21 protein-coding genes are annotated in these 23517 nt (G+C 70.8%); 8 read left to right on the top strand and 13 right to left on the bottom strand.

Features of this window, described 5'->3' with window-relative positions; all coding sequences use genetic code 11:
• Nucleotides 1-9: 9 nt before the first annotated feature.
• From HNR14_RS07185 to HNR14_RS07135, 11 genes are all read right to left on the bottom strand, one after another.
• The gene (locus HNR14_RS07185; RefSeq protein ID WP_179700497.1) at nt 10-1362 is read right to left on the bottom strand and encodes an ABC transporter substrate-binding protein; all 1353 of its coding nucleotides are present in this window, start codon (nt 1360-1362) and stop codon (nt 10-12) included.
• 63 nt (nt 1363-1425) lie between these two features.
• On the bottom strand, nt 1426-2316 hold the full coding sequence (locus HNR14_RS07180) for an ABC transporter permease subunit (RefSeq protein ID WP_179700496.1): 891 nt from the start codon (nt 2314-2316) through the stop codon (nt 1426-1428).
• A gap of 2 nt (nt 2317-2318) precedes the next feature.
• Nucleotides 2319-3176, bottom strand: a complete 858-nt coding sequence (locus tag HNR14_RS07175; RefSeq protein WP_179700495.1) for a carbohydrate ABC transporter permease — start codon at nt 3174-3176, stop codon at nt 2319-2321.
• A 269-nt stretch (nt 3177-3445) separates the two neighbouring features.
• Entirely contained in the window at nt 3446-4903 is a 1458-nt protein-coding gene (locus tag HNR14_RS07170) for a rhamnulokinase (protein ID WP_179700494.1), read from the bottom strand.
• Nucleotides 4904-4914: 11 nt separating this feature from the next.
• Complete coding sequence (locus HNR14_RS07165; RefSeq protein WP_179700493.1) at nt 4915-6951, bottom strand: bifunctional aldolase/short-chain dehydrogenase; 2037 nt, start codon at nt 6949-6951, stop codon at nt 4915-4917.
• A gap of 41 nt (nt 6952-6992) precedes the next feature.
• Nucleotides 6993-7850, bottom strand: a complete 858-nt coding sequence (locus tag HNR14_RS07160; RefSeq protein WP_343064439.1) for an alpha/beta hydrolase — start codon at nt 7848-7850, stop codon at nt 6993-6995.
• Between the two features lie 5 nt (nt 7851-7855).
• Nucleotides 7856-9019 carry an L-rhamnose isomerase gene (rhaI, locus tag HNR14_RS07155; RefSeq protein WP_179700492.1) on the bottom strand — a complete coding sequence of 388 codons (1164 nt, stop codon included), beginning with the start codon at nt 9017-9019 and terminating at the stop codon, nt 7856-7858.
• A gap of 48 nt (nt 9020-9067) precedes the next feature.
• The gene (locus HNR14_RS21150; RefSeq protein ID WP_343064438.1) at nt 9068-9394 is read right to left on the bottom strand and encodes an L-rhamnose mutarotase; all 327 of its coding nucleotides are present in this window, start codon (nt 9392-9394) and stop codon (nt 9068-9070) included.
• A gap of 106 nt (nt 9395-9500) precedes the next feature.
• Nucleotides 9501-10562 carry a LacI family DNA-binding transcriptional regulator gene (locus HNR14_RS07145; RefSeq protein ID WP_179700491.1) on the bottom strand — a complete coding sequence of 354 codons (1062 nt, stop codon included), beginning with the start codon at nt 10560-10562 and terminating at the stop codon, nt 9501-9503.
• A gap of 142 nt (nt 10563-10704) precedes the next feature.
• Entirely contained in the window at nt 10705-12003 is a 1299-nt protein-coding gene (locus HNR14_RS07140) for an MFS transporter (RefSeq protein ID WP_218875372.1), read from the bottom strand.
• Between the two features lie 5 nt (nt 12004-12008).
• Entirely contained in the window at nt 12009-12443 is a 435-nt protein-coding gene (locus HNR14_RS07135; protein WP_179700489.1) for a MarR family winged helix-turn-helix transcriptional regulator, read from the bottom strand.
• A gap of 72 nt (nt 12444-12515) precedes the next feature.
• Here HNR14_RS07135 and HNR14_RS07130 point away from each other — a divergent pair, with 72 nt between their 5' ends.
• The 7 genes from HNR14_RS07130 to HNR14_RS07100 all read left to right on the top strand — a co-directional run bounded on the left by HNR14_RS07130 (nt 12516) and on the right by HNR14_RS07100 (nt 21470).
• Entirely contained in the window at nt 12516-13367 is an 852-nt protein-coding gene (locus tag HNR14_RS07130) for an alpha/beta hydrolase (RefSeq protein WP_343064437.1), read from the top strand.
• Between the two features lie 97 nt (nt 13368-13464).
• The gene (gene lplAB, locus HNR14_RS07125; protein ID WP_179700488.1) at nt 13465-14514 is read left to right on the top strand and encodes a lipoate-protein ligase LplAB; all 1050 of its coding nucleotides are present in this window, start codon (nt 13465-13467) and stop codon (nt 14512-14514) included.
• 186 nt (nt 14515-14700) lie between these two features.
• Nucleotides 14701-17991 carry an HtaA domain-containing protein gene (locus tag HNR14_RS07120; RefSeq protein WP_179700487.1) on the top strand — a complete coding sequence of 1097 codons (3291 nt, stop codon included), beginning with the start codon at nt 14701-14703 and terminating at the stop codon, nt 17989-17991.
• Nucleotides 17988-19142 carry a heme/hemin ABC transporter substrate-binding protein gene (locus HNR14_RS07115; RefSeq protein ID WP_343064436.1) on the top strand — a complete coding sequence of 385 codons (1155 nt, stop codon included), beginning with the start codon at nt 17988-17990 and terminating at the stop codon, nt 19140-19142. The genes HNR14_RS07120 and HNR14_RS07115 overlap by 4 nt, the downstream gene beginning before the upstream one ends.
• Nucleotides 19139-20266 (top strand): FecCD family ABC transporter permease, encoded by a 1128-nt coding sequence (locus HNR14_RS07110; protein WP_246311538.1) that lies wholly within the window; start codon nt 19139-19141, stop codon nt 20264-20266. The genes HNR14_RS07115 and HNR14_RS07110 overlap by 4 nt, the downstream gene beginning before the upstream one ends.
• Nucleotides 20263-21102: a heme ABC transporter ATP-binding protein gene (locus tag HNR14_RS07105; RefSeq protein ID WP_179700486.1), complete on the top strand. Its 840-nt coding sequence runs from the start codon at nt 20263-20265 to the stop codon at nt 21100-21102. The genes HNR14_RS07110 and HNR14_RS07105 overlap by 4 nt, the downstream gene beginning before the upstream one ends.
• On the top strand, nt 21099-21470 hold the full coding sequence (locus HNR14_RS07100) for a hypothetical protein (protein ID WP_021754521.1): 372 nt from the start codon (nt 21099-21101) through the stop codon (nt 21468-21470). The genes HNR14_RS07105 and HNR14_RS07100 overlap by 4 nt, the downstream gene beginning before the upstream one ends.
• On the opposite strand, the gene HNR14_RS07095 is transcribed toward HNR14_RS07100, so the two are convergent.
• Complete coding sequence (locus tag HNR14_RS07095) at nt 21430-21714, bottom strand: GNAT family N-acetyltransferase (protein ID WP_021754519.1); 285 nt, start codon at nt 21712-21714, stop codon at nt 21430-21432. The genes HNR14_RS07100 and HNR14_RS07095 overlap by 41 nt on opposite strands.
• Nucleotides 21715-21762: 48 nt before the next feature.
• On the opposite strand from HNR14_RS07095, the gene HNR14_RS07090 reads away from it, so the two are divergent.
• Entirely contained in the window at nt 21763-22662 is a 900-nt protein-coding gene (locus tag HNR14_RS07090) for a DNA-methyltransferase (RefSeq protein WP_021754517.1), read from the top strand.
• Nucleotides 22663-22664: 2 nt separating this feature from the next.
• Here the strand turns inward: HNR14_RS07090 and HNR14_RS07085 are convergent, their stop codons facing one another.
• A complete protein-coding gene (locus HNR14_RS07085; protein WP_179700485.1) occupies nt 22665-23474 on the bottom strand; it encodes a TSUP family transporter in 810 nt (269 codons plus the stop codon).
• Between the last annotated feature and the right edge of the window lie 43 nt (nt 23475-23517).

The raw sequence follows: 23517 nt of genomic DNA, 5'->3' as shown, positions 1-23517 counted from the left end.
CTTCTCCGTTCACTTGTAGAGGGCGTCGACCTTTTGCTGCAACGCCGTGAGGGTCTTCTTCGGGTCGGCGTTGTTCAGGAAGATGTCCTGGATGGCGGACGGCGCGTATTGATTCACCTGCGAGATGTGCGAGGTGACCGGGAGTGCTTCGGTGGCCTTGGCGTCAGAGATCGTCGTGAAGATGGCGCTCATGTCCAAGCCCTTGCTCTCATACGCGGCCTTCGCCTTCTCGGACGACGTCGTGATCGCGGGGATCACGACGGCGTACGACGCGACCGTGTCCTGGCACGCAGGCGAGGCGAGGTACTTCACCCAAGCCCACGCCTCGGCCGGGTGCTTGGTGCCTGCGCTGATCGAGTCGGCCAGGCTGTTCGAGTAGGTCCGCCGACCCTTCGGACCGGTGGGGAGGTTCTGCCAGGCGATCTTCGTCTTCGTCGCGGACAGGGAGGCCGCGTCCCACGAGCCGTCGGTCGCCATGGCGATCTTGCCCGCGTCGAACAGGGCGGGCAGACCCAGTCCGGAGTTGAGCGACGAGGGCTGGATGAACCCGTCGGCGACCATCTTCTGGTACCAGGAGATCGTGGCGATCGTGTTGGGGTCGTCGTACTTCCAGGTGGTTCCGAACGGGTTCGGGGTGAGGAGGTTCGTCCCCAGCGACATCGCGAGGTTGCCCCAGCTGGCCTGGCCGTCGAACGAGGTCAGGTCGACGCCGGCGATCCCGTAGCGGGCGACCTTCGTCTTGTCGAACGCCGGGTCCAGGCCGTTTCGTCCGCTGGTGTCGACGGTCAGCGTCTTGATCAGCTTGCCGAAGGTTCCGCCGTCGGTCGGGTTCCAGGTGAGCGAGCCGAGGGAGGAGGGATCGACTCCGGCAGCTGAGACGGCCTGGGCGCTGTAAGCGAGACCGATCGCGTCCAGATCCTTCGGGAGGCCGTAGTACTTGCCGTCCATCTTCCAGTTCTGCAGCGTAACGGGGATGTACTGGCCGAGGTCGATCCCGTCCTTCTTGATGAGGGGGGTGAGGTCGGTGATCTGCTTCTGGTCGACGAAGTCGGGGTAGTTGCTCGTGACGTCGGTGAAGACGTCGGGGGCGGTTCCGGCGACGAATCCGGTGGCGAGCCCGGTCCAGTAGTTGCCCCAATCGGTCTGCTGGACGTTGACGGTGATCCCGGTCGACTTCTTGAAGTCCGCGGCGCACTGCTGATACGCGGGCTTCTGGTTGCTGTCCCACAGGGCGTAGGTGATCGTGGTGCCGGCCTTCGGCGTACTGTCGGTCGACGGCGCGCTCGACGACGAGCACGCGGTGAGGGTTGCGGCGGCCAGCAGCAGCAATGACGAGGCCGCCAGCACCTTCTTGCGCATCATGGTGACTCCTTCGGGTCTTCGGTTGGGGTTGGAGAGGGACGTGGATCTTCTCGGGGTGCGGGGTCAGCGCAGTCCCGCGAGCTGGATGGAGCCGACGAGCCGCCGGCCCACGAGGAGGAGCACGAGGATCACCGGCACGATCGAGAGAGTGCTGGCGGCCATCAGGCCCGACCAGTCGACCTGGCTTCCGAGCGACTGGTCGCTGAAGGTCGCGAGGCCGACGGTCAGCGGCTGTGCGTCCGCGGACTTGGTGACGAGCAGCGGCCAGAGGAACTCCTGCCACTGCGCGACACCGGCGATGACGGCGAGGGTGATCATCGGCGGGATGCTGGTGGGGATGACGATCCGGCCGAAGACGCCCAGCGTGCCGAGTCCGTCGATCCTGGCCGCCTCCTCGAGCTGCGCCGGATAGCCGAGGAAGAACTGGCGCATGAAGAACACGGCGAACGGGGTCATCAGGAAGAACGGCGCGACGAGGCCGGGGAAGGTATTGATGAGCCCGAGGTCCTTGATCAGCACGAAGTTCGGGATAGTCGTCAGGATCGCGGGGATGAAGAGCCCGGCGACGAAGGCGACGAAGACCGCTTCCCGCCCCCGGAACCGCACGCGGGCCAGTACGTACCCGGCCGCCGTGCAGAACGCCACCTGGCCGATCACGGCGACGCCGGTGAACAAGATCGAGTTCCACAAGTAGCGCAGGAAGCCGAAGCCCTCGATCGTGACGCCTCCGCTCTTCGCCGCGTCCTCAGCGGAGGCGAGGCCGAGCACTCGGGCGAAGTTGATCCAGGTGAAGTCCTGGGGCCACCAGGCACCGGGGTCCTTCAGCAGATCACTGTTGTAGGAGAACGCCGTCTTGAGCATCCAGAGCAGGGGGAGGACGGTGACAATGGTCGCCACGGCCATGAAGACGATGCCGAAGATGCGGCTGGGGGTGAGTCGGCGGACGCGTCGCACGGTCAGACTCCTTCGATCTCGGACTCGTTCGCGCGGCCCAAGCGCATCGAGAAGAACGTCAGGATGGCGATCACGACCATGAACGCCACCGCGACGGCAGAGGCGTACCCCAGGTCGAAGTCCGTGAAGGCCGTGCGGAAGATGAACGGGTAGAAGGCATCGGTCGAGTCGACCGGGCCGCCCTTCGTCGTCACCTGGATGATGTCGAACACCTGCAGCGAGCCGACCGTGGTGGTGACCAGCACGAATCCGATGATCGGGCGCAGGAGCGGGATGGTGATGGTCCGGAACATCCGCCACTCGCCGGCGCCGTCCAGGGAGGCCGCCTCGTAGAGGGATCGAGGGATCAACTGGAGGCCTGCGAAGAAGAGGAGGGCGACGTAGCCGACGTAGCGCCAGGTGTTCACCAGCGCAATCGCCGGCATCGCTTGCGCGGTCGAGTTCAGGAACTGCTGCGCTGGCAACCCGATGGAGGTGAGGAAGGAGTTCGCCACGCCGAGTGAGGGGTCGAGGATCCACTGCCAGAGGAGGCCGACGGTGACGCCGGGCACCAGCCACGGGATCAAGAGGAGAGCGCGGAGCCAGATGGAGCGCGTGAGGCGGTCGAGCGTCACTGCGATTGTCAGGGCCAGGACGGTCTGTACGACGATGTTGATGAGCGTGTACTCGGCGGTGACGAGGATGGAGTGACCGAGCGTGCTGTCCGACAGCATGTGGGCGTAGTTGTCCAGGCCGATCCACTTCCCCGGTACAAGCAGGGTCGAGTCGGTGAAGCTGTAGTAGACGGAGCGGATCGCCGGCGCCAAGTAGAAGAGGGCGAATCCGATGGCCGCCGGCGCGAGGAGCAGGAACGCTCCCATGCGATCCCCGCGCGAGCGGCGGGCGCTCGTGCGACGCCCGGGGGTTTCGGGGAGGATGCTTCCGGTTGGTCGGATCCTGGTCTTTGCGATTGTCACTCACCAGCTCCTTTGCAGATAATAGACTTATACTATAAATGAAATAGAGGCGGCGTCAACCTTTTCATCGTGCTCATGGAGGATATGCGTTAGCCGAGTTCCCGCTGCGCGAACGCAGAAGGCGGGACGCGCTGCCGTCAGGAGCAGCGCGCCCCGCCTCGTCTCGGGGTTGGTCAGCGCGTCGGGCGCAGGACCGGCTCGTACCGCACCGGCGCGTAGTGCCGCGCGACTAGTGCGCGCAGCGTCTCCAGGTCGCCGCTGAGCAGACCCGCGGTGCGTCCCTGGATGAGAGCGTTGCCCAGGGCCGTCGCCTCCACCGGGCCGGCGAGCACGGGCACGCCCGCGCGGTCGGCGGTCGCCTGGCAGAGCAGGGCGTTGCGTGCCCCGCCGCCGACGATGTGGATGGTCTCGACCGGGACGCCGGAGAGCTCCGAGGCGCGCTGCACCGAGCGGGCGAAGGCGTCGGCGAGGCTCTCGATGATCACGCGGACCATGCCGACCGGGCTCGCGGGCGCGCGCAGGCCGTGCTCAGCGAACCAGTCGGCGATCCGGGCGGGGAGGTCGCCGGGCGCCATGAACCGCGGGTCGTCGGCGTCGAAGAGGTCCGTCGGGCGGGGCAGTTCGGCGGCTTCGGCGAGCAGCGACTCGAGGGTGACGTGCAGGCCGCGGCGCTGCCACTCGCGCAGCGACTCGCTGAGCAGCCACAGTCCCATGACGTTGTGGAGGTAGCGGACGCGCCCATCCACCCCGCCCTCGTTGGTGAAGTTCGCCGCGCGGCCCTCGTCACTGACGACGCGATGCTCCAGCTCGACGCCGACGAGCCCCCAGGTGCCGCACGAGATGTAGGCGGCACGGGTGGCGTCCATCGGCACGGCGACGACGGCCGAGGCGGTGTCGTGCGAGCCGACGGTCGTGACGGTGGGGCCGGCGCCGGCGAACGGGAGGTCGGCGGCGAGCGACGACAGGAGGGGGCCGACCGCGGTCCCGGCGTCGACGAGCGGCGCGAACAGGCTGCGCGGCAGGCCGAGCCGCGCGATGAGGGCGTCGTTCCACTGCCCGTCCGCGGTCAGCAGGCCGGTGGTCGAGGCATTGGTGCGCTCGGCGTGCTCCTGCCCGGTGAGCCAGTAGGTCACGAGGTCGGGCACGAGGAGGAAGCGGTCCGCGTCGTCCAGGTTGCCGGCCGCCCGGTCGTACGCCAACTGGTACAGCGAGTTGAACGGCAGGAACTGCAGGCCGCCCTCCCGGTACAGCTCGTCGGGCGCGACGGCGGCGTGCACGAGCTCCACGCCGCGCGCCGCGCGCTCGTCGCGGTAGTGGTACGGCTCGCCCAGCAGCCTCCCCGCGCGCAACAGGCCGTAGTCGACGGCCCAGGAGTCCACGGCGATGCTCGCGAGCCCGGGCTCGGTGCGGGCGACCGAGCCGAGCCCGTCCAGGATGCTGCTGAACAGGCCCGCGAGGTTCCAGTGCAGTGCCGGGCGGTCGCCCTCCCACAGCCGCACGGGAGTGTTGAGGAAGCGGGCCGCCTCCGTCAGCTCCAGGGTGTCGGCGCCGACGCGCGCGTGCATGACGCGCCCGCTGGTCGCCCCGAGGTCGACGGCGGCGACGGCCCCCGTGCGCGACGCACCGCTCATCGCACCCGCGCTCATCGCAGGAAGGCCGCGGCGACGCCGGCGTCCACGGGGATGTGGAGGCCGGTCGTGTGGTCGAGGTCGCTGCTGCAGAGCACGAACACCGCGTTGGCGACGTGCTCCGGGAGCACCTCGCGCTTGAGCAGGGTGCGCTGCGCGTAGTACTTGCCCAGCTCCTCCTCGGGCACGCCGTAGACCGCGGCGCGCTTGGCGCCCCAGCCGCCGGCGAAGATGCCGGAGCCGCGCACGACACCGTCGGGGTTGATGCCGTTGACGCGGATGCCGTGGTCGCCGAGCTCGGCGGCCAGCAGGCGCACCTGGTGGGCCTGGTCGGCCTTCGTCGCCGAGTACGCGATGTTGTTCGGCCCGGCGAAGATCGAGTTCTTCGACGAGATGTAGACGATGTCGCCGCCGAGCTTCTGGTCGATCAGCACCTTCGCCGCGGCGCGCGAGACCAGGAACGAGCCCTTGGCCATGACGTTGTGCTGGAGGTCCCAGTCGGCGGTCGTGGTCTCCAGCAGCGGCTTCGAGATGGAGAGCCCGGCGTTGTTGACGACGAGGTCGAGGCCGCCGAAGGCGAGCAGAGCGGCGTCGATGGAGGCCTGGACGGCATCCTCGTCGGTGACGTTCGCGACGACGCCGATGGCGACGTCGGCGTTGCCGATCTCGGCGGCGGCGGCCTGCGCCTTCTCGAGGTCGAGGTCGGCGATGACGACGCACGCGCCCTCACCGGCGAGGCGGGTGGCGATGGCCTTGCCGATGCCGGAGGCGGCGCCGGTGACGAGCGCGATGCGGCCGGCGAGCGGCTTGGGCTTCGGGAGGCGGGCGAGCTTGGCCTCCTCCAGCGCCCAGTACTCGATGCGGAACTTCTCCGACTCGTCGATGGGCGCGTAGGTCGAGAGGGCCTCGGCTCCGCGCATCACGTTGATGGCGTTGACGTAGAACTCACCGGCGACGCGGGCCGTCTGCTTGTCCTTGCCGTAGGAGAACATCCCGACGCCCGGGATGAGCACGATCGCCGGGTCGGCGCCGCGGATCGCGGGGGACTCGGGGGTGGCGTGCCGGTCGTAGTAGGCCTGGTAGTCGGCGCGGTACTGCTCGTGCAGCTCCTCGAGACGCGCGAGCGACTCCTCGACGGACGCGGTGGCCGGGAGGTCGAGGACCAGCGGCTTCACCTTGGTGCGCAGGAAGTGGTCGGGGCAGGAGGTGCCGAGCGCAGCCAGCCGCGGGTGCTCGCTCGCGGCGAGGAAGTCGAGGACGACATCGGAGTCGGTGAAGTGCCCGACCTGTACGCGATCCGTGGAGGCGATGGCGCGCAGGTGCGGGGCGAGTGCGGCGGCCTTGGCACGGCGCTCCTCCTCCGGCAGGGCGGTGTAACCGTCCAGGGCGGTTCCGAACGGCTGCGGACGGCCGTGGGCGGCGATGTAGTCCGCGGCGGTCTGGATGATCCAGAGCGAGTTGGCCTCGGCCTCCTCGCTGGTGTCGCCCCAGGCGGTGATGCCGTGGCCGCCGAGCACGGTGCCGATGGCCTCCGGGTTCGCGGCCCTGATGGCGGCGATGTCGAGACCGAGCTGGAAGCCCGGGCGGCGCCACGGCACCCACACGACCTTGCCGCCGAAGATGGTCTTCGTCAGCTCCTCGCCGTCGGCCGCGGTCGCGATCGCGATGCCGGAGTCGGGGTGGAGGTGGTCGACGTGGGCCGCATCCACGAGCCCGTGCATGGCGGTGTCGATCGACGGCGCCGCGCCGCCCTTGCCGTGCAGGGTGTAGTCGAAGGCCGCGACCATCTCGTCCTCGCGGTCGAGGCCCGGGTAGACGTCCTGGAGGGCGCGCAGGCGGTCGAGGCGCAGGACGGCCAGGCCGGACTCCTTCAAGGTGCCGAGGTCGCCTCCCGAGCCCTTCACCCAGAGCAGCTCGACCGGCTCGCCGGTCACGGGGTCGGTCTCGACGCCCTTGGCGGACGTGTTGCCGCCGGCGTAGTTGGTGTTCTTCGGGTCGGCGCCGAGGCGGTTCGAGCGGCCGATGAGGGCAGCGACGGTCTCGTTCGTCATGATGCGTGATTCCTTAGCGAGGAGGGGCGGTGGTCAGGGATTCAGGGGAGCGCCGGCGTGGACAGCCACGTGACGATGCGCTCGATGCTGCGGCGCGCGGCCGCTTCGGCGGGGCGATTGAGGTGGCCGTGCTGGGCGCCCGGCTCGAAGAGCGAGAGCACAGTGACGCCGTGCGCGGCGAGGGAGGCGGCGAACGCCTCGCCCGACGCACGCAGCGTGTCCACCTCGGAGTTGAGGACGAACACCGGCGGGAGGGCCGTCGGGTCGGCCAGGCCGGGGAACGCGTACGGGTCGGCCATCGTGGCCTCGTCGCCCGCGAAGTTCAGGTTCATCTCGCGGACGGCGCCCGGCTCAAAGGGCGGGTCCTCGGGGGAGTGGCGTTCGACCGCGGCGGCGAGCTCGTTCGTGAAGGGCGGCAGCTCGGGATGCACGATCGGGTAGGCGAGCAGGGCGCGGGCGGGCAGCGGGCCGCCCTCATCCCGCAACCGGAGGAGTGCCCCGGCCGTGAGGTCGCCGCCCGCCGAGGCGCCGCCGATCGCGATCCGGTCGGGGTCGATCCCCAGCTCGGACGCATGGGCGGCGACCCAACGGAAAGCGGCGACGACGTCGTCGGACGGCACCGGGAAGTGCACGCCGTCCACGGCGAGCCGGTAGAAGACCGACACCACCACGAAACCCCGCTCCGCGACGGACCGGGAGACCCAGTCCGCCTCGGGCATGTCGAGGTCTCCGCCGACGAAGCCGCCGCCGTGGTTCCACACGAAGCCCGGGTGCACTCCGCCCGCGGACGGTGCATATACCCGGATCGGAATGGACCCGTGCGGACCGTCGGCCGCGCCATCCCGGATGGTGATGCCGGCGTTGCTGCCGGTGTCGCCGGTGTCGGTGGTGTCGGTCACGGAGGTTACGCTCCCCAGCTCGCCTGGGTGCCGCCGACCCGGTCGGCCTCGATCTTCTCCTGGTAGCCCGACGCCTTGTAGGCGGCCATCGGGTCGGCCGGGAGGCCGCGGGTCTCGCGCCAGGCGGCGAGGTCGGCGCGCACGTCGGTGTTGAAGGCGTCCATGAACACCGTGTTGGCGGCGAGCACGTCGTTCGCGCTCTGTGCGGCGGCGAGGGCCTCGGTGTCGACGAGGAGGGCCTTGGCGGTGGCCTCCTGCACGTTGAGCACCGAGCGGATCTGGCCCGGGATCTTCGCCTCGAGGTTGTGGCACTGGTCGAGCATGAAGGCGACGTCGGGGTTGGCGTAGCCGCCGCCCTGGATGACCTCGAACACGATGCGGAACAGCTGGAACGGGTCGGCGGCGCCCACGATCAGGTCGTCGTCGGCGTAGAAGCGGCTGTTGAAGTCGAACGAGCCGAGCTTGCCGAGGCGCAGCAGCTGCATGACGATGAACTCGATGTTCGTGCCGGGCGCGTGGTGGCCGGTGTCGAGGCAGACGAGCGCGCGGTCGCCGAGGGCGGAGGTCTGGGCGAAGCTGGTGCCCCAGTCCGGAACGTCCGTGTGGTAGAAAGCCGGCTCGAAGAACTTGTACTCGAGCACGAGGCGCTGGTCGTCGCCGATGCGCTCGTAGATCTTCTGGAGGCTGTCCGCCAGACGGTCCTGGCGGGCGCGCAGCGAGTCCTGGCCGGGGTAGTTGGTGCCGTCGGCGAGCCAGATCTTGAGGTCGCGCGAGCCGGTCTCGTTCATGACGTCGATGCACTCGAAGTGGTGGTCGATCGCCTTCTGGCGGATCCGGTCGTCGTGGTGGGTCACCGAGCCGAACTTGTAGTCGTCGTCCTGGAAGGTGTTGGAGTTGACGGTGCCGAGCTCGACGCCGTTGTCCTGCGCGTGCTTGCGCAGGTCGGCGTACGAGTCGACCTTGTCCCACGGGATGTGCAGCGCGACGCTCGGGGCGAGGCCGGTGTGCTTGTGCACCTGCGCGGCGTCGGAGACCTTCTCGAACGGATCGCGGGCGGTGCCGGCCGTGCTGAACACCTTGAAGCGGGTGCCCGAGTTGCCGAACGCCCAGCTCGGCAGCTCGATCGCCTGCAACGCCAGCTGCGAGCGGATGTCATCGGTGAGTGTCATGGATATCGCTTTCTGTCGGACGGATCGATGTCGGGGGAGGCGGTCGCCTCAGTCGAGGTGGAAGTACTCGGTCAGCCGGTTCATGGTGCTGTCGGGCGGGGTCTCCTCGGCGAAGAACTCGGCCATCGTCGCCTGCCAGCGGTCGTTGACCTCCCGGGCGTTCATCCCGGCGACCGCGGCGTCGAAGTCGTCGGTCTCGAGGTAGCCGACGACGAGGCCGTTCGCGGCGTCGACGAACAGGGAGTAGTCGTGCCAGCCGGTCTCGCGCAGCGCGTCGAGCATGTCGGGCCAGACGGTCGTGTGCGCGGCCAGGTAGTCGTCGACCCGGTCGGGCTTCAACCGCATGGTGAAGCAGACGCGGCGGGAAGCGGACACGGGGACTCCTTCGTCGTGGTCGGCGCGGACCGGATCCGCTCTGAAACGATTCAAGACTAGCGCGCGAGCGGCGGGTGCACAAGCGGCAGGAGCGAACCGCGGAGGGTTACGCGGCGGGAGCCTCGGCGGAGGAGGAGCGGCGGACGACCAGCTCGGGCACGAACCGCACATGCTGGTGCACGTGCGTGGCGCCGGACTCCATGTCCTCGATCTCGCGGAAGAGCAGCTCCCCGGCGGCGTAGCCGATCTCGCGGCGCGGCTGCCGCACGGCCGAGAGCGGCACCGCGGCCGTGGCGGCGAAGTCGATGTCGTCGTAGCCGACGAGCGCGATGTCCTCCGGCACCCGGAGGCCGCCGGCGACGAAGCCCTGGAGCAGGCCGAGCGCGAGGAGGTCGTTGGCGGCGAAGACGGCGGTGGGCCGCTCCTCCGGCGCCTGGGCGACGATGCGCTCGGCGGCGTCGCGGCCATCCACGGCACCGAGGTGCTCGACGGCGACGGTCTCGAGGTCGATCGGGGCGATGCGGGGTTCCGCGGCCTCCGCCTCCGCGATCGCGATGCGCGCGCCCTGCACGCGGTCGCGGATCTGCTGCAGATCGGCGGGACCGCCGACGAACGCGATGCGGCGGTGGCCCTCGGCGATCAGGTGGCCCACGGCGAGTCTCCCGCCCTCCACGTCATCCACGGCGACCGAGCAGGCCTCGAGGTCGGAGGCGACGCGGTCGACCAGGACGGTCGGGATGCCGTGCTCCCGCAGTCGCTCGATCACGGGCTCGGCGCCGGCGATCGGCGCGAGCAGCACCCCGCGCACGCGCTGCTGCTCGAATGCCGAGAGCTGCTGCTGCTCGCGCTCCCCGCTGTTGCCGCTGTTGCCGAGCTGGATGGAGTAGCCGCGCTCGAGGGCGAAGCTCTCGGCGCCCACGTAGAGGTCGGTGAAGAAGGGGTTGGCGACATCCATGACGACCATCGCGATGCTGCGGCTCGCGCCGGCGCGCAACTGCCGAGCAGACTCGTTGCGGGTGAAGCCGAGGGTCGCGATCGCGTCTTCGACCGCGCGCCGTGTGGGCTCGGCGACGATGTCGGGCCGGTTGAGCACGTTGGAGACGGTACCGACGGCGACGCCGGCCAGCGCGGCGACGTCCTTCACGCTCGGGCGCTTGGCTGCGGCCATCGGTGCTCCCTCCCCCCTCGTCCCCGGATCGATCAGCAATCGTATCGTCCCCGGCTCCGGGAGCGGCGTTCCCGGTCGTCGAGGTTCACGACGTGGCGCTCATTCCGACGCGGATGGGCGTCACTTCGTGAACATCGGCGTCTCAGGAGGTGCGGGTGGCAGTGGCCTCGGTGTCGGCGAGCTCCTCGCGCAGCTCTTCGCGCGCGTTCACGGTGACGTGCGGGCGCATCCCGGTGAACCGCACGCGGAGGCCGCGGTACTTCACGAGGTAGAAGACGCCGACCAGGGCGGCCGCGAAACCGCTCGCCCCGCCGACCCCCATCGCCCAGCGCGGCCCGAAGGTGTCGGCCACCCAGCCGACGATCGGCGCGCCGACCGGGGTGCCGCCCATGAAGATCGCCATGTAGATGGCCATGACGCGGCCGCGCAGCATCGGGTCGGTCGTCATCTGCACGGTGCCGTTCGCGGTGGTCATCAGGGTCTGCGACGAGACGCCGATCAGGATGAGGGCGATCGCGAACAGCCAGTAGGTCGGCATGACGGCGGCGATGGTGCATCCCGCGCCGAACAGCGCGGCGCCGGCGAACAGCAGCGCGACCCGCGGACGTTCCCGCCGGGCCGAGAGCAGGGCCCCGACCACCGAGCCGATCGCCATGACGGACGACAGGATGCCGTACTCGCCGGCGCCCTGGTGGAACACCGTCACCGACATGGTGGAGATGAAGATGGGGAAGTTCAGGCCGAAGGTGCCGATGAGGAACACCATGATGAGGATGACCATGATGTCGGGGCGCTTGCGGACGTACGTGAAGCCCTCGACGAGTCCGCCGCGCGTCCGCTTCGCCCGCTCGGTGCGGTAGAGCTGCTCGCGCCGCAGCGTCATCAGGGAGATCAGGACCGCGGCGAACGTCCCGGCGTTGATGAGGAAGACCCAGCCGGCGCCGACGGCGGCGGTCAGGAGGCCGGCGACCGCCGGACCGAGGAGTCGCGCCGCGTTGAACGATGCCGAGTTGAGGGCGACCGCGTTGGAGAGGTTCGGGCCCGCCACGAGCTCGGAGACGAAGGTCTGCCGCGCCGGGGCGTCGAACGCCGCCACCACGCCGAGCAGCAGGGCGAACACGTACACGTGCCAGAGCTGCACGACACCGGTGACGGTCAGGAGGCCGAGCCCCAGACCCAGGACGCCCATCGCCCCCTGCGTCGCCATGAGCAGCTTGCGGCGGTCGAGGTGGTCGGCCGCCCATCCCGTCACCGGGAGGAGGAGCAGCTGCGGCCCGAACTGCAGGGCCATGACGAAACCGACGGCGGCGGCGTTGTTGTGGGTCAGCTGGGTCAGGACGATCCAGTCCTGCGCGGTGCGCTGCATCCACGTGCCGACATTGGAGACCAGGGCGCCGCCGGCCCAGATGCGGTAGTTGACGCCGGCGAGCGAACGGAACATCGCGCTCACGAGTCGGCGACCTCTCGCATGATGGCGGCGGCCTCGGCCAGCACAGCGCGTTGCTCGGGGGAGAGCTCCCGCAGCCGCAGGTGCAGCCAGGCGTCGCGACGGCGGCGCGTCTCGGCGATGAGTGCGCGACCGGCGTCGGTCGGCACGACGACGACCTTGCGGCCGTCCTCCGCGTCGGAGGTGCGCTCGACGTAGCCCGCCTGCTCGAGGTGGTTGACGATCCGGTTCATCGACGGCGGCTTCACCCGCTCGTGCTCGCTGAGGCGGCCGATCGTCCCGGAGCCCTCGCGCACCAGGAAGGCGAGGGTCGAGGTCTGGGAGTCGCTCAGCTCGTCGTCCTCCTTCTCCGCGCGCAGACGGCGCGAGAGACGTGCGACGGAGATCCGCAGCGCGCTGCTGAGGTCGTGCGTCGAGAGACGGGAGGATGCCATGAATACTTAGCCTAGCAATTTAGGCTTGCTAAACAAATCCCGTCCGCTCTGCGCGTACAGGAGAATGGGCGAGTGGCGACCTTCACCGACGACGACGGCATCCGGATCCACTACGACGTGTACCCGGCCCAGGGCCCGGCCCGCGCCGCGGTGCAGATCGCGCACGGGGTGGGTGAGCACGCGGCCCGCTACCGCCCGCTCGCGGACCACCTCGCGAGCCTCGGGTACGTGGTCTACGCCGACGACCACCGCGGGCACGGGCGCACCGGCATGGAGCAGTGGGGCGGCGACGCCTCGCAGATAGGGCGGCTCGGCCCGGGCGGCCTGCGCGCGGCGATCCGCGACGTGCGGCAGTTCAGCGAGCTGATCCGCGGGGAGCACCCGGACCTGCCGCTGGTGTACCTCGGGCACAGCTGGGGCTCGCTGATCGGGCAGATCATCCTGAACCAGCACAGCGACGGCTACGACGCCGCCGTGCTCACCGGCACGGCGTACCGGATGGTCGGCTCGATGAACAGCGGCGACCTCAACAAGCGGCACGCCCACCTCGGCACCACCGGTGCGGAGTGGCTGAGCCGCGACCCGAGGGTGGCGCAGGAGTTCGTCGACGATCCGCTCACGACGCTGACGCCGCTGCAGAAGCTCTTCGGGTTGGCGGATGCGGCGCGGCTGCTCGGGCGGCCCGCGCGGCACCTCGCCCGCGACCTCCCGCTGCTGATCCAGGTGGGCGCGGACGACCCGCTCGGCGGGGAGGCGTCCGCGCGCAAGCTGGAGCGCGCCTACCGCGACCGCTCGGGACTCACGGACGTCACCACGATCGTCTACCCGGGCGCCCGCCACGAGGTCTTCAACGAGACGAACCGCGCCGAGGTCATCGCCGACCTGACCGCCTGGCTCGGCGACCGCTTCCCCGCCCGCGCCTGACGCACTCCATCGCTTCCGCACTTGCGTACGCAACACGCCGCATCCGGGCGTGCAACACTCCGGAAGCGATGGAGGCCGGCGGACTTAGGCTGGGGGCATGCATGGTGAGTACAAGGTTCCCGGCGGCAAGCTCGTGGTGGTCGACCTGGAGGTCGTGGACGGGCGGATCAGCGGATTCCGGCTCGCCGGCGACTTCTTCCTCGAGCCCGACACGGCCCTGGAGGCCATCGACGCCGCGGTGAACGGCCTCCCCGCCGAGTCCGACGCCAAGACGATCGCCGCGACCGTCAAGGATGCGCTGCCCGAGGGCGCCAGCCTGCTCGGCTTCTCGCCCGACGCGGTCGCGGTGGCGATCCGCCGCGCGCTCGCCAAGGCGACGAGCTGGCGCGACTACCCGTGGGAGATCGTGCACGCCAAGGCCGTCTCGCCCCTGATGCACCTGGCGCTCGACGAGGTGCTCACGAACGAGGTCGGCGATGGCCGCCGCGGCCCGACGCTGCGCATCTGGGAGTGGGACCAGCCCGCCGTCGTCATCGGCAGCTTCCAGTCGGTGAAGAACGAGGTCGATCCCGAGAACGCCGAGAAGTACGGCATCCAGGTCGTGCGCCGCATCACCGGCGGCGGCGCGATGTTCATGGAGGCCGGCTCGGTCGTCACCTACTCGATCTACGCGCCGGCCGACCTGGTCCAGGGGATGAGCTTCGCCGACAGCTACGCCTTCCTCGACGAGTGGGCGATCGTGGCCCTGAAGTCGCTCGGCATCGACGCCGTCTACCAGCCGCTCAACGACATCACGAGCCCGTCGGGCAAGATCGGCGGCGCCGCGCAGAAGCGTCTCGGCTCGGGCGCGGTGCTCCACCACGTGACCATGAGCTACGACATGGACGGCCAGAAGATGACGGAGGTGCTCCGCATCGGTCGCGAGAAGATCAGCGACAAGGGCATCACCAGCGCGGCCAAGCGCGTCGACCCGCTGCGCAGCCAGACCGGCCTGAGCCGGGCCGAGATCATCGACCGGATGAAGCAGACCTTCGCGAGCCTGTACGGCGCGACGGAGGGAGACCTCACCGACGAGGAGTACGCGGAGGCCGAGCGCCTGGTCGAGGAGAAGTTCGGCACGGACGAGTGGCTCTACCGCGTGCCATGAGCCTCCCGCGAGCTGAGAGAAACCCGTATGCCCTCGGCGGCATACGGGTTTTTTCGTGTGGGCCACTTGCGTTCGCGCCTGAGGGTTCTGTTAGGTTAGGCAGGGCTTAGTTAGCTGAGCCTTACCTAAACCTCACCCTCACAGATCGCTGCGGATCGGCCCGTGCCGACCGCTGCCAGGAGTGCCATGACAGCGTCCCGAACTGCTTCGCCTGCCCCCGATCCCGAGAGGCCGCGCGCCCCGCGCCGTGCGCGCCGGGTCCTCGCCGCCGCCCTCGCGACCCTGCTCGCGGCTGCCGGCCTGAGCGCCATCGGCGCCGCGCCGGCGATGGCCGCCGGCCCCGCCGTCTCCGCTCCGGAGGTGCCCGCCGCCGGCGGCACGATCACCGTGACGGGCAGCGGTTTCGCTGCGACCGCCCCCGGCATCTACCTCGCCGTCGGCCCGGCCGGCCTGGGCGGCTTCTACCAGGGTGCTTCCAGCCTGCTGCCGACCGAGACGGTCTGGATCGCTCCCGGCAACGAGCCCGTGCCCTCCGGCACCGCGCGGCAGGAGCCGATGGCGGAGGACGGCAGCTTCACGGTGAAGCTGACCGTCCCGGCCGCCACCGCCGAGACGCCCGCCTACGCGATCTACACGTCGAAGGCGCACGGGCAGGGCTTCGCCGACCCGTCGCAGAACACGATCACGGCCCTCACCTACGCGGCTCCCGAGCCGACGACGACCTCGGTGACGCTCACCAGCGACGTCGCGACTGTGGAGGAGGGCGCCGCCGTCACGCTGACCGCGACCGTCAGCCCCGCGGCCGACGGCACGGTCACCTTCTCCGAGGGCTCGACCGAGCTCGGCAGCACGCCCGTCGCCGACGGCACCGCCTCGCTGACGACCAGCGCGCTGACGGTCGGATCGCACAGCATCACCGCCGTCTTCGCTCCGGCGGACACCGCGACGCACACCGGCTCCACGTCCCCGTCGACGACCGTGACGGTGAACGCCAAGCCGCAGCCGACCGGCCCCTCCGTCACCGTCAGCCCCTCCACCGGCGTCGACCCCGCCGCGGGCACGGTGACGGTGAACGGGACCGGCTTCTCGACGACCGGCACCGGCTTCTACGTCGGCGTCGGCCCGAAGTCGGCCACGGACAACGCCGACTGGTTCGTGAGCGCCGCCTACTACCAGGGCGTCAAGTGGGCCACGACGGCCGGAACCTACGGCGCGAAGATCAACGCCGACGGCTCGATCTCGATCGCGCTCACCAAGCTCAAGCGCGTCTTCACCTCCAACGGCACCAGCGTCGACTGCGCCGCCGTCGAGTGCGGCGTCTACACCTTCGCCGCGCACGGCTCCGCCGACCGCAGCCAGGACACCTACACGCCGATCGCCTTCGCTGCTCCGAAGGCGACCACCACCGAGCTCGCCGTGAGCGACTCCGCGGTCCAGGCCGGCTACACCGTGTCCCTGACCGCGACCGTCGCACCGGCCGTCGCCGGCACCGTCCAGTTCTTCGACGGCAGCACCTCGCTCGGCTCGAAGACCGTCGCGGACGGCGTCGCGACCCTCGACACCACGTCGCTCGATTCGGGCGCCCGCTCGCTCACCGCGGTCTTCACGCCGGCGGATCCGACCGTCGCCAGCGCATCCACGTCAACGGCGAACACGGTCACCGTCTACGGCCAGAACGACGCCGTGCCGGTCTCGGTCAGCCTCTCGGTGGACCCCGCGACCGCGCAGGAGGGCACCCAGCTCACGTACACGGCCACACTGAAGGCCAACCTCGCGGGCTCGTCGCTGCCCACCTCCTTCCCCGGCTCGATCGTCTTCGGCGAGGGCAACGGAACGACCGGACCCGACGCCGCCACCACCTACGGCACGGTCGCGGTCGACGGGGCCACGGCGATCTTCCGCACCTCGTCCCTGTCGGTCGGCCAGCACAAGCTGCGCGGCTGGTACACCCCGGCGGACCCGTCGAAGCTCGCCGCCGCACGCTCCAACTCGATCTCGGCGACGGTCACGGCCAAGCCGGTCACGCCGGGCGTCCCGACCGTGAACGTCCCGCAGGTCCCGGCCGGCGGCGGCACCATCACCGTCACGGGAAGCGGCTTCTCCACGACGGCACCCGGCATCTACCTGGGTCTGGGCCCGGCAGGCCTCGGCGGCTTCTACGCGGACTCGGCCAAGCTCATCCCGAGCGAGACCGTCTGGATCGCCGTCGGCAACCCGTCGGTGCCCACGGGGACGACCCGTACCGCCCCGCTGAACGCCGACGGGACCTTCTCCGTCGCCATCACGGTGCCCGCCGCGAGCACGGCCATCCCGGCCTATGCGTTCTACACCTCGAAGGCGCACGGCCAGGGCATCGCGGACCCGTCGCAGAACACCATCACTCCCGTGACCTACGCCGCGGCCGGCACCGCCATCACGCCGACGATCACCCTGACCACCTCGGGCAGCACCGGCAACGCCGGTGACCCGGTCGACGTCACCGTGCGCGTCACCCCGGCGGCCGATGGCACCATCAGCATCCTGGACAACGGGAAGGTCGTCGCCAGCGGCCTTCGGCTGGTCCCGGATGTGTCCGCTCCCGTCGCCGGCGTGACGGCCTTCGCTGCCCTCGCTGCGAGCTCGTCCTCGGTGAGCGCTCGCGTCCCCGGTCTGACCTCCGGCACGCACGCCTTCTCGGCCAGCTTCACGCCGGACGACCCGAGCCTGTTCACCCCGACCGTCTCGCCGCAGGTGAACGTCGTCATCGCCCCGGCCGCCGTCGTGACTCCGGAGGCCCCGGCCCCCGTCGCCGCGGCGCAGCCGACCTGCGTGGCCCGCGCCGTGAGCGACGCGTCGCTGAACTGGGGAGTGAAGACCAGCTTCCGCAACTACATCAGCGGCGGCATCGCGAACGGCTCGTGGACCCTCGCCGGCGTCACCTACGCCGGCGGCCAGTACGGCTGGAGCGGCGGCAAGGGCACCTTCAACCCGGATGAGACCCGCGGTCTCGTTCGGTACTCCGGCTCGGTCTCGTTCACGGGACACGACGGGGTGCTGAACCTGGTGCTCTCGAACCTCGCGATCCGCGTCACCAGCCCGACCCAGGCGACGCTCATCGCCGACGTGCACTCCACCGACATGGCGGGCAAGCCGAGCGACTACTCGGGCGTCTCCTTCGCGACGATCGCGCTCGGCGGCGGCACGGCCTCCGGCTCGACGTTCTCGGTGGACGGCGCGGCCACCGCGCTGACCGCCGACGGCGCGAAGGCGTTCGCCGGGTTCTACAACGCCGGCGAGGCGCTCGACCCGATCTCGTTCCGGTTCCCGCTCGGCGCCGAGGTGGCGTGCGACAGCACCACGACCTCGGGCCTGGCCTCGACCGGCAGCACCGGATCGGGTTCGGCTCCGCTGTTCGGCGGCCTGCTGATCCTCGCGGGCATCGCAGCGGTGGCGGTCGTGCGCCGCCGGGCCGTGCGCGCGGACGTGGAGGCCGTGTGACCTCGACAGGCACGAAGACCATGGGCGGCGCTTCCGGCGCCGCCCATGGGCGTTCCCGCACCACCCGGATGCGCGCCGCCCGCGCCGTCGCCGTCGCCGCCCTCGTGGCGGTCCTGACGGGATGCGCGGCAGGCGCCCCCGCCGCCAAACCGACGACCGCGAGCCCTTCGGCTTCCGCGACCGCGACGGGGGAGGCGCTGCCCGACCCGCGCACCATCACCGGTCCGTCGACCGCCGCCTCCATCGCCGAGATCGAGCCGGTGGAGAAGAACCCGAAGCCGTCGCTGCCGGTCACCGTCACCGACGCGTCCGGCACCTCCGTGACCGTCACCGACACCAGCCGCATCCTGGCCCTCGACATCTACGGCACCCTCGCCGAGACGGTCGTCGGGCTCGGGCTCGGCGACAAGCTGGTCGGCCGCGGCTCCTCCAACACGCTGGATGTGATGAAGGACCTCCCCCTGGTCACCCAGAACGGCCACGAGCTGAACGGCGAGGCGATCCTCGCCCTGCGCCCGACGCTCGTGCTCACCGACACGACCCTCGGCCCGCGCGAGGTGCAGGACCAGCTCCGCGCCTCCGGCGTGCCCGTCGTGTTCTTCGACCCCAAGCGCAGCATCGCCACCATCGGCGCGCAGACGAAGGCGGTCGCGCACGCGGTCGGCCTCGACGCCGTCGGCGACACGCTGGTGAAGCGCACCGACGAGGAGCTCGTGACGGCGAAGGCCGACATCGCGAAGCTCGCCCCGAGATCCGACGCCGACAAGCTGCGCGTCGCCTTCCTCTACGTGCGTGGCACGGCCGGCGTGTTCTTCCTCTTCGGCAAGGGGATGGGCGCCGACGACCTGATCTCCGGCGTCGGAGCCGTGGACGTGGCGACCGCGGCGGGCATCACCGGCGCGAAACCCGCGAACAGCGAGGCGCTGCTGGCGACCAACCCCGACGTCTTCCTGATGATGACCGACGGGCTGGAGTCCACGGGCGGCGTCGACGGCCTCCTGAAGCGGCCCGGTGTCGCGGATACACTCGCCGGCCAGCACCGCCGCATCGTCGACATGTCCGACGGGCAGATCCTCTCCTTCGGCCCGACCACTCCCGCTGTGCTGCGCTCGCTCGCCGACGCGCTGTACCGGCCCGGGGCGACGGGATGACCGCGCAGGCCACCCGCACCGAACGGGCGGGTCGTGCCTCCCGTGCCGACCGTGCCTCCCGCGCCGACCGGGTCGCCGTCGCTGCGGTGACCCGGGCGCGAGGGAGGCGCGCGCTCGTCATCGGCTCGATGATCGTGCTGCTTCTGGCCGTCGTGCTGACCTCGTCCGCACTCGGGCAGTTCTCGCTGTCGCCGGCCGAGATCTTCGCCTCGTTCGCGCGCCGGCTGGGACTCGCGCCCACCGCGCCCGCCGACGCCTATGCCGACGGAGCGCTCTGGAACGTCCGCTTCCCGCGCATCGTGCTCGGCCTGATCGTGGGCGCCGCCCTCGGCGTCGCGGGCGCGCTGATGCAGGGCGTGTTCGCCAACCCGCTCGCCGAGCCCGCGGTCGTCGGCGTCTCGGCGGGCGCTGCGGTCGGGGCCTGCGCCGCGATCGTCTTCGGCCTGCAGACCTTCGGCGCCGCCACGGTCCCGGCCGCGGCGTTCATCTCCGGTGTGATCACCACCGTGCTCGTGTACGTGCTCGCCCGCGCGCGCGGCCGCACCCGCGTGCTCATGCTCGTGCTCACCGGCATCGCCGTGAACGCGATCGCCAACGCGGTGATCGCCCTCTTCGTCTTCCTCGCCGACACCGCCAGCCGCGAGCAGATCATGTTCTGGCAGCTGGGCTCCCTGAACGGCGCGACCTGGTCCGCGGTCGGGGTGACCCTCCCGCTGCTGATCGTCGGCGTGCTCTGCGCGTGCCTGATGTCACGGCGGCTGGATGCGCTGGCGCTCGGCGACCGCAGCGCCCGCCACCTCGGGGTACCGGTCGAGCGCGTGCGGCTGGTCTCCATCCTCCTGGTCGCCCTGCTGACCGCGGTGGCTGTGTCGTTCGCCGGGATCATCGCGTTCGTCGGCCTGATCGTGCCGCACCTGCTGCGCCTGCTGATCGGGCCCGGCCACGGCGCCCTGCTCCCCGCGAGCGCTCTCGGCGGCGCACTGCTGATCTCGGTCGCCGACGTCGTGGCCCGCACGGCCATCCCGTTCGCCGACCTCCCGATCGGGATGTTCACGGCCCTCGTCGGCGGTCCCGTCTTCTTCGTGCTGCTGCGGCGCACCGTCGCGGCGGGGGAGAGCGCATGAGCGCCATCACCGGGACCGCCGTCGCCACCACCGCGGGAGCCGAGCTGCGCGGCGTCGGCGTGACGATCGCCGGCCGCCGCATTCTCGACGGCGTCGACCTCGCGGTCCGTGCCGGCGAGCTCGTCGCGCTCATCGGGCCGAACGGTGCCGGCAAGTCCACCGCGCTCGGCGTGCTCGCCGGGGACACCGCACCCGAGTCGGGCACCGCCCTGATCGACGGGCGGGATGCCCGCACCGTGAAGGTCGGGGAGCTCGGGAGGCTGCGCGCCGTGCTCCTGCAGCAGAAGGGCGTCTCGTTCTCCTACCCGGTGCGCGAGGTCGTCGCGATGGGCCGCATGCCCTGGGCGCGCACGCCGCAGAGCGACGACGACGCCGCGATCGTCGCGGACGCGCTCGAGCGCACCTCCACCGCCCACCTCGCCGACCGCGACGTCACCACGCTCTCGGGCGGCGAGCTCGCCCGCGTCTCGCTGGCGCGGGTGCTCGCGCAGCGCTGCCCGATCGTCCTGCTCGACGAGCCGACTGACGCGCTCGACCTCGGGCACCAGGAGCAGGTGCTCACCCTCGCGGCCGAGCTGGCGCGGGCCGGCTGCGCCGTGCTGGCCGTGCTGCACGACCTCAATCTCGCGGCCGCATACGCCGACCGGGTCGTCCTCCTGAGCGACGGTCGCGTGGTCGCGGAGGGGACGCCGGAGGAGGTCCTCACGGCCGACCGGCTGGCCGACGTGTACGCGTATCCGGTCGACGTCATCCCGCACCCGGAGAGCGGCGCACCCTTGGTGCTTCCTGTGCGTCCACAGGGTGTGCGGCGACCCTCCGGTACCATCGAGGGGTGAATTGGTGGGTCGTCGGCGTCGTCGTGGCGCTCGTCGCGGTGATCGTCGTGGCGGTGAAGCTCGGCTGGATCGACCTCTCCAACAAGGCGCAGCGCGGCTCGGGGACGATGAGCGGCGCCATCGGCGGATCGTTCGACGAGATCTTCGCGCCCACCCGTCACGAGGCCCAGCAGGAGCTCGACCGCCAGTCGTTCCTGCCGGCGCCCGCCCCGCTCCCCGGCGACGGGGAGAAGGGCGTCTGGGAGGGCGGCAAGATCACGATCGACGTCGGCTCCCAGGGCAACGGCCAGCGGGCCGAGGGCCGCGCGGTCGACGACGACGGCCGGGCTACCGCCGTTGCAGGGCGTCGTACTCGGGGTGCTCGCTGATCCAGCTCCGCACGTAGGGGCAGGAGGCGATCACGCGTCGCTCGGAGTTGTCGCGCACATCGTCGAGCGCCGTCTGCACGAGTGTCGACGCCATCCCCTTCTCGCGCTTCTCCGGGTCGACCTCGGTGTGGGTGAAGACGATCGCGTCGTCCCGGAGGTCGTACTCGGCGACGCCGATCCGCTCGCCGTCCTTGTAGAGCGCGTACCGGGACGCGTCGGGCTCGTTCTGCACCGTGAGGCTCATGGAGGCCACGCTACTCCGGTCGCCTCGGGGCGCTGCGAGAATGGACCCATGCTCGAGACCGTCCCCGCCGCCGACGATGCGGCGCCCTTGTGGCACCCCGCCGCACCGAGCACCGTCGTGCACGCCGACAACCTCGACGTGGTCGCCGCGCTGCCGGACGAGTCGTTCCGGCTGATCTACCTCGACCCGCCCTTCAACACCGGGCGGTCGCAGGCGCGGCAGGCGATGACGTCGAAGCGGTCCGAGCCCGGCGCCGGCGGCAGCGTGATCGGCTTCAAGGGCCGCAGCTACGAGCGGATCAAGGGCGACCTCCTGAGCTACGACGACCGGTTCGAAGACTACTGGGAGTTCCTCGAGCCGCGGCTCATCGAGGCCTGGCGGGTGCTCGCCGACGACGGCACGCTGTACCTCCACCTCGACTACCGCGAGTCGCACTACGCCAAGGTGCTGCTCGACGCGCTGTTCGGCCGGGAGAGCTTCCTCAACGAGATCGTCTGGGCGTACGACTACGGCGCCAAGTCCAAGACGCGCTGGCCGGCGAAGCACGACACCATCCTCGTGTACGTCAAGAACCCGTCCGCGTACTTCTTCGACTCCTCGGCCGTCGACCGCGAGCCCTACATGGCGCCGGGTCTGGTGACGCCCGAGAAGGCGGAGCTCGGCAAGCTTCCGACCGACGTCTGGTGGCACACCATCGTCTCGCCGACCGGCCGCGAGAAGACCGGCTACCCGACCCAGAAGCCGGAGGGCGTGCTGCGCCGCATCGTGCAGGCGTCGAGCCGTGAGGGCGACTGGGTGCTCGACTTCTTCGCCGGCAGCGGCACGACGGGCGCGGTCGCGGCGGCGCTCGGCCGGCGCTTCCTGCTCGTCGACAGCAACCGGGAGGCGGTCGCGGTCATGCGCGAGCGGTTCGCGCGGGACGAGCGCGACGTCCGCTTCGTCGACTGACGTCATCCCGTCGCGGCGACCGTGATCCCGGCTGCAGCAAGCAGCGCCACGTAGGACCACGCGTGCACGCCGTCCGGGATGCGCGGCGGGCGGCGGCGCAGGAGCACGACCACCGGGATCGAGCCGAGCAGCAGGGCGACCGCGGCGAGCACGTCCACCGACCCGACGAGCCCGGGGGTCGACGGCACCGCACCGCGCAGGAGCAGGGACACCGCCAGTGCGGGCGCGACGATCGCGAGCGTGAGCGGATTGGCGAGGGAGGTGGCGATCGGCATCGGCGCGCCCGCGCGGCGCATGAGCGGCACGGTCATCACGCTCCCGCCGACGCCGAGGAAGGCAGCGATCGAGCCGATGGGGAGTCCGAGCCAGGTCGGGAGGCCCGCGGCTGCGGGGGCGCTCGTACCGGGTTCGCGGCCCCCGATCGCCGGTGCCGGACGCAGGAACCCCGGGCGCACGATCAGGTCGACGATCGTCGCGCCGATGTAGAGCACGAAACCCCAGCGGATGATCGCGTCCGGGGCCACGCGGGCGAGCGCCGCACCGACGGCCCCGCCCGCGGCGAGCAGGGCGAACAGCGCCCCGCGTCCTGACAGCCGGCGCAGGACCTCCCGTCGCGTCGAGACCGTCGCGACGACGGCGTTGACGAGCATGACGAGGGCGGAGGTCGCGGTCGCCACGCGCACCGCGTCCGCGCCGAGGGAGAGGTCAGCGATGACGATGACGGGAACGGTGACGAAGCCGCCGCCGAAGCCGAAGAGCACGGTGGTCACGCCGACGGCGAGGCCGATGAGAGCGAGGATGAGGAAGGACACCCGTCCATCCCATCCCGGACGACGCTGGCGAGCAATCGTAGTT

The sequence above is a fragment of the Leifsonia naganoensis genome, assembly GCF_013410615.1.
Lineage (GTDB): Bacteria > Actinomycetota > Actinomycetes > Actinomycetales > Microbacteriaceae > Leifsonia > Leifsonia aquatica.
Note: the sequence above shows the minus strand (reverse complement) of the source record. Positions and strands in the feature narration are given on the sequence as shown.